The sequence below is a fragment of the Planococcus sp. MB-3u-03 genome, assembly GCF_002833405.1.
Classification (GTDB): Bacteria; Bacillota; Bacilli; order Bacillales_A; family Planococcaceae; genus Planococcus.
The window spans coordinates 2,566,010-2,578,165 of sequence record NZ_CP025135.1 but is presented as its reverse complement, the minus strand read 5'-3'; the positions used below and the strand labels follow the sequence as shown (position 1 = coordinate 2,578,165).

Here is a 12,156-nt window from a genome sequence, read left to right as displayed (position 1 = left end):
TATCCACACTTATTTCTATCCGTATCGACCAATTTATGGTATGATTTATGTAAGCGGAATATTCTGAAATATAAGGAGGGGAGTCAGATGTTGCATGTAAAACTGATGAAGCCGTTTTATACAAAGAGAGAAGGGCATCGCATCAAGTTTGTGTTCGCCTATCAATATTTTTCGATCCTGAAAGATGATGAAGTGTTTCATTTCATCCCTGTCGAAGGGAAGGAAATCATCGTCAACTTGAATACCTTCCAAGTAGAAAACCTTTCCGAAGTCTTTGTATTCCAAAAAGGAAACCGCTTTATCCGTTTGCCGCTCTACCAATTGCTGCTGGTCTCGGATATCCATACACACCTTCAGAGCATATTGAAGGAAGAAAGGGCGGAATTGATCGAAGTGAACGAACAAACAAAGAAAGAAGCGACCGAAGCAATCCAGTTCCTGGAGCAGGAAAACTTCAACCGCATGATCGACCAGGCATTAGCCGCGGGGGATAAGGAACTGTTTGAGAAGCTGCTGTCTCAGCAAAAACAATTACTTGATGGAGGTCTATGATGAAGCATATAACAGCCTATGGATAAGAAACGTCTGCCCGGGAATTTGAGAGCAGGCGTTTTTATATGGAAGAAAACAAGCAAAAAGCCCTTTTCCGTCTATCGGAAAAGGGCTTTTACGTATATTCGGAAATCATATGGTGCTCCTTTCTACATGAGCATGAAGTAATTGAGTGCCAACATTACGACTGCAGAACCCGTCACGCCCAGCGCAAGATCTCCCCATTGCATCTCCAGTACTTTGTCGAAATTATTCATGATGATCCGCTCCTTCTCTGATTGTCGGGAAACCCTGTTTGCCAGTTATAGTGTTCGGTTGAACTATTTATAACTTATTTACAGTGTATAAGGGACTGGAAGAAAATGCATGAGACTAAATTACCAAATATTCTAAAAATTAAAATAAATAGAGATTTTCATTTCATTTATGGCAATGACACAAGACCTTTCCGGTGGAAATTGTGGATCTGCAAAAAGAAAATGGAGTGGGAGGCGATTAACGATATACCAAAAAAAGGATCGGTCATTTCATGCAATGCGTATGCATGGGAACCGTTGAAGGGGCAAGGAAATAAGTGGTTTTGGATGGTTTTCTCATGTGGGCTGCATAAGGAAGTAAACATTTTGAATAAAAAATTATATTGAAATATTCTTACAATATTGCTACATTAGTACATATAAAGTTTCAGAAATATTCCGAATAAGACAAACAAAGGGGAATTATGCAGCATGAAATTCTACTTATCGATGGACATGGAAGGTGTAACGGCACTTCCGGATTATACATATGTAGATTCAAAAGAAGCGAATTACGAAAGGGGACGGCGCCTCATGACAGGCGACGCCAATGCCATCATTCACGGAGCATTCGATGCAGGAGCGGAAGCTTTTCTCGTCAATGATTCCCATTCGAAGATGAACAATTTGATTGCTGAAGATCTCCATGAAGAAGCGGAGCTCATCACGGGAGGCGTCAAAGCGTTTTCGATGGTCGAGGGCTTGGACGATAGTTACAGCGGTGCATTTTTCGCGGGCTATCATGCACGTGCCGGGCAAAAAGGCGTCATGTCGCACGCCATGATTTTCGGCGTCCGTCGATGTGGATCGATGACGTCGAAGTCGGCGAGCTCGGCTTGAATGCGTACGTCGCAGGATACCACGGCGTACCGGTCTTGATGGTAGCGGGAGATGACTGCGCATGCAGGGAAGCGGAAGCACTCATCCCGAATGTCACGACTGTCGCGGTGAAAGAGACCTTGACGCGTTCTGCAGTCAAAACACTGCATCCGAAAAAAGCGCAGCGGCTGCTGCGCGAGAAAACGCAGGAAGCGATCCAAAACAAAGATCGCGTAAAGCCGCTCGTGCCGCCTGAGAAGCCGACGCTTCGCATGGAGTTTACCAATTACGGGGAAGCGGAGCTGGCGGCGATGATGCCGGGCACCCACATTGAAGAAGGCACGACGATTGTCAGTTACGAAGCACAAAACATACTGGAAGCTTATCGCGCCATGCTGGTCATGACAGAACTGGCGATGCAAGCGAAGTTCTGTTAGGGGGAAGAAACAATGGGCAAATACATATTCAAACGATTTTTGATGATGCTCGTGACGATTTTCATCATCGCGACACTGACGTTTTTCCTCATGCACGCCGTACCGGGTTCGCCGCTTGAAAGCGACCGCAATACGAACGAGACGGTGCAGGCAAATCTGGAGCGCTTCTACAAGCTCGATCAGCCACTACATATTCAATACTTGAGTTATATGCAGTCGATTGTCACATTCGATTTCGGACCATCGATCAAAGACCCGAACCGTACCGTCAACGAACTGTTAGCAAGGGGCTTCCCGATTTCCTTTGAACTCGGGATCATCACCATTCTTGTTGCGGTCGTTTCCGGAATCATTCTCGGGACGATGGCTGCGCTGCGGCATAATAAAATGATCGATTACGCGGCCATGGCCTTTGCGGTCATCGGGATCTCAATCCCGAACTTTGTACTCGCAACGGTGCTGATCCAGCAGCTCGCGGTCAACTGGAATTTGTTCCCTCCGGCGACCTGGACTAGCCCGATGCATATGGTGCTGCCGGTGCTTGCGCTGGCGACCGGGCCGATGGCGATCATCGCCCGCCTGACGCGCTCGAGCATGCTCGAAGTGCTGACACAGGATTACATTAAAATGGCGCGCGCAAAAGGCATCAAGCCAATGCGTATCGTTTTGCGGCATGCGCTGCGTAACGCCTTGATGCCAGTCGTGACGATCATGGGCACTTTACTTGCCGGCATTTTAACCGGAACTTTCGTCATCGAGAAGATTTTCGCGATACCGGGGATGGGTAAATACTTTGTCGATTCGATCAATAACCGCGATTATCCGGTCATCATGGGCACTACGGTATTCTATAGTGCATTCTTGATTTTCATGCTGTTCCTGGTCGATATCGTCTACGGCATATTGGATCCACGCATCAAGCTACACAAGAAAGAAGGTGATGTGTGATGACTCAGGTCCGTGATGAATGGTTCCGCCCTTCCGATAAAAGTGGCGATGAAAAAGAAGCTGTCGTGCGCCCGTCGCTTTCCTATTGGAAAGACGCCTGGCGCAGGCTGAAGCAAAACAAACTGGCGATGCTCGGCCTGATTTTCCTGGCTTTGCTCGCCGTGATGGCGATATTCGGCCCTATTTTCTCGCCGCATTCCGTCACTACGCAAGACTTGCCGAACCAAAACCAGCCGCCAAGCGCGACGCATTGGTTCGGGACCGATGAAGCGGGGCGCGACGTCTTTACCCGCACCTGGTACGGCGCGCGCATTTCCTTATTCGTCGGCTTGATGGCCGCATTGATCGATTTTGTCATTGGCATCGTCTACGGCGGCATCGCCGGCTATAAGGGCGGCAAAACCGACGGCATCATGATGCGCATCATCGAAATCCTTTACGGCTTGCCGTATTTGCTCGTGGTCATCTTACTGCTCGTCGTAATGGGCCCGTCTTTATGGACGATCATCCTCGCGCTCACCATCACAGGCTGGGTCGGCATGGCCCGGATTGTCAGGGGGCAGGTGCTGCAAGTGAAAAACTATGAATTCGTCACGGCATCGAAATCATTCGGGGCGAAGACGCCGCGCATCATCCGCAAGAACTTGATCCCGAACTCGATGGGGCCGATCATCGTGCAGATGACCTTGACTGTACCGAGCGCCATTTTCGCTGAAGCGTTCCTGAGCTTTCTTGGCCTCGGGATCCAGGCGCCGTTTGCAAGTTGGGGCGTCATGGCGAACGACGCTTTGCCGGTCATCATCACCGGCGACTGGTGGCGCTTGTTCTTCCCGGCATTATTTATTTCATTGACGATGTTCGCATTTAACGTACTTGGAGACGGGCTGCAGGATGCACTCGATCCGAAGATGAGGAAGTGAAGACATGACAGGAAAGCAGATAGCTGAAGAGTTGGCGCGGACCCGCCTGGAAGATGGGGCGGATCTCGATGCCGTCGACCATACCGGCAAACGCGGCAAGGTCGTGAAGCCGAAAAAGCACAAGACCGTCACGGACGAGCGGATCCTTTCCGTACAGGACCTGCACGTGACCTTCAATACATACGGCGGCACCGTCCAGGCCGTCCGCGGCGTCAATTTCGACCTCTATAAAGGGGAAACGCTGGCAATTGTCGGGGAGTCGGGCTGCGGTAAATCGGTGACATCCAACGCCATCATGGGCTTGATCCAGCAGCCGCCCGGAAAAATCAGTTCCAAAGGCGTCCATTTCAAAACACGGGACCTGACGAAATTGTCGAAGAAAGAAATGCGCAAGATCCAAGGCGTCGACATTTCGATGATTTTCCAGGATCCGATGACTGCGCTCAACCCGACCTTGACGATCGGCGAGCAATTGACAGAAGGCGTCAAGCAGCACAAGAACTTGGGCAAGGCCGAAGCGAAAGAGCGGGCGATCGATATGCTCAAGCTGGTCGGCATCCCGAATCCGGAAGAGCGGCTCAAGCAATATCCCCACCAATTTTCGGGAGGCATGCGCCAGCGCATCGTCATCGCGATCGCCTTGATCTGTGAGCCGGAGCTATTGATTGCGGATGAGCCGACGACGGCGCTCGACGTGACGATCCAAGCGCAGATCCTGGAATTATTCGAGGAAATCCAATCAAAAACCGGCGTATCGATCATCTTGATTACGCACGACCTCGGCGTCGTCGCGAAAATCGCCGATCGCATCGCCGTCATGTACGCCGGAAAGGTGATCGAAACCGGCGACAAGCGCGAGATTTTCTACAATCCGCAGCATCCGTACACGAAAGGCTTATTGAATTCCGTGCCGCGCCTCGACTTGGCGGGAGGGAGCTCAAACCGATCGACGGAACGCCGCCTGATCTGTTCGCACCGCCGACAGGGTGCCCATTCGCAGCGCGCTGCCCGTTTTCGATGGACGTCTGCACGAATGTCTATCCGGAAGTGACGGCTTTATCCGGGACCCACAAAGTGGATTGCTGGCTGCAGGATCCACGGGCCCAAAAATTGATCGAAGAACAGGCTTTTGCAAGGTAAATTTGGCTGGGGGCGCATTTGCGCATTCACATAAAAGAAAACACAAGGGGGAAATCACATGAAGAAATGGCTCGTATTGTTCCTGATGGCGATGTTCGTGTTCGTTCTCGCAGCTTGTACAGCAAGCGAAGACGCGGGGGAAGACACAAGCAGCGATTCAGGCGAAGAGGGTTCCGCTGATTCAGGCGGAGAGAAAGTATTGTATATGAATAATGGGGAAGAACCGACTTCGTTCGATCCATCGATCGGCTTCAACGCTGTATCATGGGGCGCTTTGAACAACTTGATGGAAGGTTTGACACGCCTGGATGAATCGTCTCAGCCGGTCGAAGCGACAGCTGAATCGATCGACATCTCTGAAGACGGGTTGACGTACACATTCAATATCCGTGAAGACGCTAACTGGTCGAACGGCGAACCGGTCACAGCCGGCGATTTCGTCTTTGCATGGCAGCATATGTTAGACCCGGAAACAGCTTCTCCGGCAGCTTTCCTTGCTTACTTCATTGAAGGCGCAGAAGCGTATAACAACGGAGAAGGCGCTGTAGAAGATGTTGCGATTTCTGCAGAAGACGACAAGACCTTCGTCGTGAAACTGACGGAACCGACAGAAGCGTTCTTGAACATCATCACAAACCCAAGCTTCTTCCCGATCCACGAAGCGACAGCTACAGAAAACCCGGACTGGCATACAGAAGCGGATAGCTTTGTCGGAAACGGGCCGTTCAAATTGGCTTCCTGGAGCCACGACGAAGAATTCGTCTTCGAGAAGAATGAAGAGTATTGGGATGCTGAAAACGTAAAATTGGATAAAGTCCACTGGGCAATGGTCAACGACCCGAACACGGAATACCAAATGTACGAAGCGGGTGAACTGGACGTATCGAGCGTGCCAGCTGAAATGTCCGAGCAATTGCAGGATTCTCCTGAACTTGGCGTAATGGACCAGGCGGGTACGTATTTCTACCGTTACAATGTGGAAGAAGAGCCATTCACGAACAAAAAAGTCCGCCAAGCATTCGCTTATGCGGTGAACCAGGATGATATCGTCCAATACGTGACGAAAAACGGCGAAAAACCGGCATACGGCTTTGTTTCTTACGGATTTGAAGGCCCGAACGGCCAGGAATTCCGCGACGAAGCAGGCGAATTGGTGAAATTTGACGCTGACAAAGCGAAGCAATTGCTTGAAGAAGGCATGGAAGAAGAAGGCTGGGACGAATTGCCGCCAGTGACGATTTCCTACTCAACAAGCGAATCACACCAGAACATCGCGGAAACATTGCAAGACCAATTCAAGACTGCTTTGGATGTAGATGTTGAACTTCAAAATGTCGAAGCGAGCGTCTTCCTGACAGAGCAAAAAGAATTCAAATACCAATTGTCGCGCAGCTCATTCCTGCACGACTACGCTGACCCGGTCAACGCACTTGAAAGCTTCATCACGGATTCTTCCATGAACCGTACACAATGGTCCAACGAAGAATTCGATAAGCTGATCGCTGACGCAAAAGCGGAAACAGACTCTGCAGCACGTTGGGACATGCTTATCGAAGCAGAAAAAATCCTGATGGACGAAATGCCGATCTTCCCGATCCATTTCTATAACCAAGTCCAGCTGCAAAAAGAAGGCGTCGAAGGTATCCTCCGCCACCCGGTCGGATACATCGACCTGAAAACAGCGGATAAAAACTAAAAGCGATCACGCCCGTTCAGCGGCCGTAATCATATGAAAAAACAGAAGCGCGGCCATGCGCCGCGCTTTTCTGTTTTTCACTGAGGAAAACTGGTAGTTTTAATGAGTGAAGAACAGAAAACTAGAGGAGTGAGCAATATGCGCACAATGCCAAAACGATTGCAAAAAGGGGATACAGTGGGGATCATCTCGCCATCGAGCCCGCCGAACTTAGAGAATTTGAAAAAGGCCTTGCCGTTTCTGGAGGAAATGGGCCTGAACATCAAAATGGGCAAATCGGTCGAAGCGAAAAACGGCTATCTTGCCGGCACAGACGAAGAACGGCTTGCGGATCTGCATGCCATGTTCGAGGACCCGGAAGTGAAAGGCATCATCTGCGCGGGCGGCGGCTACGGGGCGGCGCGCTATGCGGACCAAATCGACTACGGGATGATCAAGGAAAACCCGAAAGTTTTCTGGGGCTATTCAGACGTGACTTTCCTGCATAATGCGATCGGCATGTATGCGGAATTGGTGACGTTCCACGGCCCGATGCTGGCGTCGGATGTCGGCAAGCCCGAATTCCACGAGCGCAGCGGCCGTATGTTCGGTCAATTGTTCCAGCCGTTCGAATTGCATTACGATGAATCCATATCGGAATTGGAAACCTTATCCGGTGGCATGGCGGACGGAGAACTTGTCGGCGGCAATTTATCATTGATCCGCGGGGGCATCGGGACAAAGTTCGAACTCGACACGAAAGGCAAGATCCTGCTGATTGAAGACACGGGCGAAGAACCATACCAGGTCGACGAAATGCTCAACCAGCTGAAACAGGCCCGCAAGTTCGAGGAAGTGGCCGGTATCGTCATCGGGGATTTCAAGAACGCTGAACCGAAAAAGCCGGAACAATCGTGGACGCTCGATCAAGTGCTGGATGATTATTTCAAGGACATGGGCATCCCGGTCGTCAAAGGTTTCAAGATTGGCCATTGCGAACCGCATTTCTCAGTACCGCTTGGGGTGAAAGCGCGTCTCGATGCCAATGCGAAAACCCTGACCATTCTGCCGGGGGTCGAGTAAGATGCCCGTCTTAGCATCTATCGAGACTTACCGGATAGCCGTTCCATTAAAAAAACCGTTCAAGACGGCGCTCCGGACGGTCGAAGCCGCAGAGGCGGTCATCGTCCATCTGGCGACACAAGACGGGCGCTCGGGTTTCGGGGAAGCGCCGCCGACACACGTCATCACAGGCGATACGCTGGACGGAATCGAACGGGCGGTTCAGCTGATTGGCGCCGGGCGGATCGGCAGGGAAATCGGCAGGCATGAACAGCTTTTCGAAAAGCTCCATAAGACGCTGGTCGGCAACACCAGTGCCAAAGCGGCAGTCGATATGGCGCTCTATGACCTGATCGCCCAGCAGGCGGGCTTGCCCCTGACTCAATATCTTGGCGGCTACCGCGAATCGATTGAAACCGATTATACGGTTTCGGTCAATTCACCGGAAGAAATGGCGCAAGATGCCGAGGGCTATGAACAGGACGGTTTTACGGTCCTGAAAGTGAAAGTCGGCATCGATACCCCTGAACAGGATTTGAAGCGCATCCAGGCAATCCGGGACCGCGTCGGCAATAAAGTGACATTGCGCTTGGATGCGAACCAGGGATGGGACCCGAAATCAGCGGTGCGCACGATCCGGAAGATGGAAGACGCCGGATTCGATATCGAATTGATCGAACAGCCGGTTCCGGCGAATGACATTGAAGGGATGAAGTTCGTCACCGAACACACGATGACGCCGATCATGGCCGACGAGAGTGTCTTTTCTCCAGCCGATGCAAAGCGTGTCCTGGAATTGCGCGCGGCGGATCTGATCAACATCAAATTGATGAAAGCAGGAGGCATCCACCGCGCCTTGAAAATCAATGCACTCGCCGAAACCTTCGGTGTGCCGTGCATGACCGGCAGCATGATTGAAACGAAGCTCGGCCTGTCCGCAGCGGCTCATTTCGCGGCGAGCCAGCCAAATATTACGCGTTTTGATTTCGATGCGCCGCTCATGCTGAAGGAGGATCTCTTGCCGGGAGGCATCCAGTACAGCGGCAAAACCGTCCGCTTTTCAAATGAGCCAGGGCTTGGCATCGATGCAGGGCGCTTCCTGGAAACATTACGAGAACGGAGAGGATAATATGACACAGCCAGAACCGACAACATGGGTCTGCCGCGTTCCGGTGACGAGCGTCTGGACCCATCCCGATAAAGTACGCGAAGTGGACGCTCAAGGCGTCGCGGATATGCCGGACATCAATAAATGGCGTGAAGCGATGAACCAGCAGGAAACAAAGGACCTTACCGAAAGCAATCGCCTTCAGACACAGCTGCTTTACGGGGAGCCTGTATTAATAGAAGAAATAGATGGCACTTGGGCAAAGATCATTGCGCCTTGGCAGCCATCCCATAAAGACGAACGCGGCTATCCGGGATGGGTGCCTTTAGCGCACCTGAAAGAACTCGGTTCAGCCGCGGATCGAGGCTATGCGCGCGTAACAGCCGATAAAGCGCAATTATGGTCGCCAGAACGCCGGCCGGTCGCGCAGCTGCCATTCAACAGCCTGCTTCCGGTCAAGGACGCAGACGAAAGCCGTGTCCATGTCCATACTCCGGATGGCGACGCTTATATCGAAGCCAAGCATGTCCAGCTCGTCCCATCGCCTGAACAGATTCCGCTCGGGACCGGCCAGTCGATCGTGAACGCGGCAGAACGATTCTTGGGATTGCAGTATTTCTGGGGCGGCATGTCGAGCCTCGGCTATGACTGTTCAGGATTTTCCCATCATATGCTGAAAGCGAACGGCCTATACATATCACGCGATGCAGGAGACCAGTCCGTGGAAGGAAAGGAAATCGATTACCGCGATTCTGCTGCTTGGAAAACAGGCGACCTATTATTCTTCGCCTACGAAGAAGGGCAGGGGAAACTTCATCATGTCGGCATTTACTACGGCGATGGCATGATGATCCATTCGCCGACATCCGGCAAAGCCATTGAAATCACCCGTCTCGAAGGCACGGTCTATGACAAGGAATTATGTGCCGTCCGCAGATTTACTCAGGAGGAAACAACATGACGAACGAAACTTTATTGTCCGTACAGGAACTCAAACGCCATTTTGACCTCGGCAAAGACACGACTTTAAAAGCCGTCGACGGCATTTCATTTGATATCAAGCGTGGCGAAACCTTTGGGCTCGTGGGAGAGTCGGGCTGCGGCAAGTCAACAGCCGGCCGTACCATCATGGGCTTATACAGCTCGACTGACGGCAAAGTTGAATACGACGGCGTCGATATCCATAAAATGTCCGACAAGGACCGCTTTGATTATTTGCGCAATATGCAGATGATCTTCCAGGACCCGTACGCGTCGCTCAATCCGCGTTCGACCGTCTTTGAGATCATCGCTGAACCGATGCAAGTCCACGGGCTTTATAAGAACAAAAAGGAATTGCAGGCGCGCGTCCATCAATTGCTGGAAGATGTAGGCTTGAACCGCGACCATGCCAACCGCTATCCGCACGAATTCTCTGGCGGTCAAAGACAGCGCATCGGCATTGCGCGTGCCTTGTCGCTCGACCCGGATTTCATCATTGCGGACGAACCGATCTCGGCACTCGATGTATCGGTCCAAGCGCAAGTCGTCATGCTCCTGCAAAAGCTGCAGAAGGAAAAAGGGTTGACGTATTTGTTCATCGCCCATGACCTCAGCATGGTCAAATATATATCAGACCGCATCGGCGTCATGTACTTAGGGCATATGGTTGAACTGACGACGGCCGACCAACTGTATGAGAAGCCGCTTCATCCATATACGGAAGCGTTGCTGTCCGCGATTCCAATCCCGGACCCCGACATCGAAGAAGCCCGTGAACGCGTTATCTTGGAAGGCGAACTGCCAAGCCCGATCGATCCGCCGAGTGGCTGTGTGTTCCGGACGCGCTGCCCACATGCAATGAGCATCTGCGCCGAGAAAAAGCCGGCATGGCAGGAAAAAGAGCCTGGCCATTACGTCGCCTGTCATTTATATGAGTAATTGAAACAGGTGAAATTACCATAAATTTATGCTATAATAGAAAGATAATGTTTTCATTATAGAGAGGCGTGGATAACTATGGCATTTCAACCCCATGAAAAAGAAGTATCTGAATTTGTAGCGGCCCGCAAAATCGGCGAATGGATTTCATTCACCCGCAATGGCGTCGACGTTAACGGAACCATCTTCAAAATTATGGACAACTCGGTGATCGTCGAGATTTCACCAGAAGACGCCAAGGAAATCGGCGCTGCTTCCAACATGACCGTAATTTCACATAAGAAATACAAGATTGTCGCAGATCAATAAAACGAAACCTCCGCAGCCGCGGAGGTTTTTTCATTGTGCGAAAATAAGTGAAGTCAGCGAGTGTTTGTATGTGGAAATAATGCGATGGTCCATTTGAGCGTCTTCTTGGAAGACGCCGCCTTGCTTTGGTTGGCCTTTGGCAATAAGCCAGGAAGAGCACCTGTCTTACTGCGTCGGCTCACCCTTGGCGCTAGCCGGCTGAGAGATTTCGTTGACTCGGGTGAGTTTCATCAGATCTGCTTCTATAATTAGTTGCCGGCTAGTGGGGAAATCGCTTCCCGGGACAAGTTTTGGGAAGATAGCGAGGATTTGTTTGTGGAATTGTTGCGTTGTTCTATTTGTTCTTCATGTTAATATTCGCTGCCTTGCTTTGGGTTGGCCTTTGGCAATAAGCCAGGAAGAACACCTGTCTTACTGCGTCGGCTCACCCTTGGCGCCGGCGGCTGAGAGATTTCATTGAGAGGTGTGATTAGTTGAATCTGCTTCTGTAACTAGTTGCCGGCTAGTTGGGGAATCACTTCCCGAGATGCGGCAAATTGACATTCACCCTCTTTGATCCAAATAATATGAGCTAAAACATAATGCATTTCCACACTTTACTTTAAATGAACTGAAGAAACGATCTTCCACTTTAAAACTAGAGACGGAGTAGAAGGGGCTGACGCCTGTGGGACCGCGCGGGCTGGCGAGACAATCGTGCCGCGCTCTTTGGCACGTTGGCTCAACACCCGCCCACACCCGGGCAGCTGAAAGCGCGACGTCCTGTCGCATCAGCTGCATGACTCGCATCCTGCGAGCCCCAAGCAGCCATTGGGCGCAGTCGAAAAGCGTAAGCTTTTCTACTTACTTCTTTCACATCACTTTTCTTCATTAAACATCTCCTACTTCCACTCCACTTCACCCTTTACTAATTTGAAATTCACCACAATCCTATGCCATTCGTCTCAAAGCCACCAAATATTGAAAATTG

General features: G+C 51.1%; 9 protein-coding genes and 2 pseudogenes. All 11 read left to right on the top strand.

The annotated features are described in order from the left end of the window. Positions 1-87: 87 nt before the first annotated feature. The 11 genes and pseudogenes from CW734_RS14165 (at position 88) to CW734_RS14110 (ending at position 11,186) form a co-directional block, all read left to right on the top strand. A complete protein-coding gene (locus CW734_RS14165) occupies positions 88-552 on the top strand; it encodes a hypothetical protein (protein WP_058382979.1) in 465 nt (154 codons plus the stop codon). 728 nt (positions 553-1,280) lie between these two features. Beyond that, positions 1,281-2,104, top strand: a pseudogene (locus tag CW734_RS14155) (M55 family metallopeptidase). Between the two features lie 12 nt (positions 2,105-2,116). Next, positions 2,117-3,052 (top strand): ABC transporter permease, encoded by a 936-nt coding sequence (locus CW734_RS14150; protein WP_101191239.1) that lies wholly within the window; start codon positions 2,117-2,119, stop codon positions 3,050-3,052. Beyond that, positions 3,052-3,972 carry an ABC transporter permease gene (locus CW734_RS14145; RefSeq protein ID WP_101191238.1) on the top strand — a complete coding sequence of 307 codons (921 nt, stop codon included), beginning with the start codon at positions 3,052-3,054 and terminating at the stop codon, positions 3,970-3,972. Before CW734_RS14150 ends, CW734_RS14145 begins: the two co-directional genes overlap by 1 nt. A 103-nt stretch (positions 3,973-4,075) precedes the next feature. Continuing rightward, positions 4,076-5,112 (top strand): annotated as a pseudogene (locus tag CW734_RS14140) (ABC transporter ATP-binding protein). Between the two features lie 58 nt (positions 5,113-5,170). Then, positions 5,171-6,808 (top strand): peptide ABC transporter substrate-binding protein, encoded by a 1,638-nt coding sequence (locus CW734_RS14135; protein ID WP_101191236.1) that lies wholly within the window; start codon positions 5,171-5,173, stop codon positions 6,806-6,808. A 138-nt stretch (positions 6,809-6,946) separates the two neighbouring features. Beyond that, positions 6,947-7,870, top strand: coding sequence for a S66 peptidase family protein (locus CW734_RS14130; RefSeq protein WP_101191234.1), 924 nt, complete (start codon positions 6,947-6,949; stop codon positions 7,868-7,870). A gap of 1 nt (position 7,871) precedes the next feature. Continuing rightward, positions 7,872-8,978 (top strand): dipeptide epimerase, encoded by a 1,107-nt coding sequence (locus CW734_RS14125; RefSeq protein ID WP_101191232.1) that lies wholly within the window; start codon positions 7,872-7,874, stop codon positions 8,976-8,978. A gap of 1 nt (position 8,979) precedes the next feature. Continuing rightward, on the top strand, positions 8,980-9,918 hold the full coding sequence (locus CW734_RS14120) for a C40 family peptidase (RefSeq protein WP_101191230.1): 939 nt from the start codon (positions 8,980-8,982) through the stop codon (positions 9,916-9,918). Continuing rightward, a complete protein-coding gene (locus CW734_RS14115; RefSeq protein ID WP_101191228.1) occupies positions 9,915-10,877 on the top strand; it encodes an ABC transporter ATP-binding protein in 963 nt (320 codons plus the stop codon). The genes CW734_RS14120 and CW734_RS14115 overlap by 4 nt, the downstream gene beginning before the upstream one ends. Before the next feature lie 78 nt (positions 10,878-10,955). Continuing rightward, positions 10,956-11,186, top strand: coding sequence for a DUF2187 family protein (locus CW734_RS14110; RefSeq protein WP_058382988.1), 231 nt, complete (start codon positions 10,956-10,958; stop codon positions 11,184-11,186). Positions 11,187-12,156: the final 970 nt, after the last annotated feature.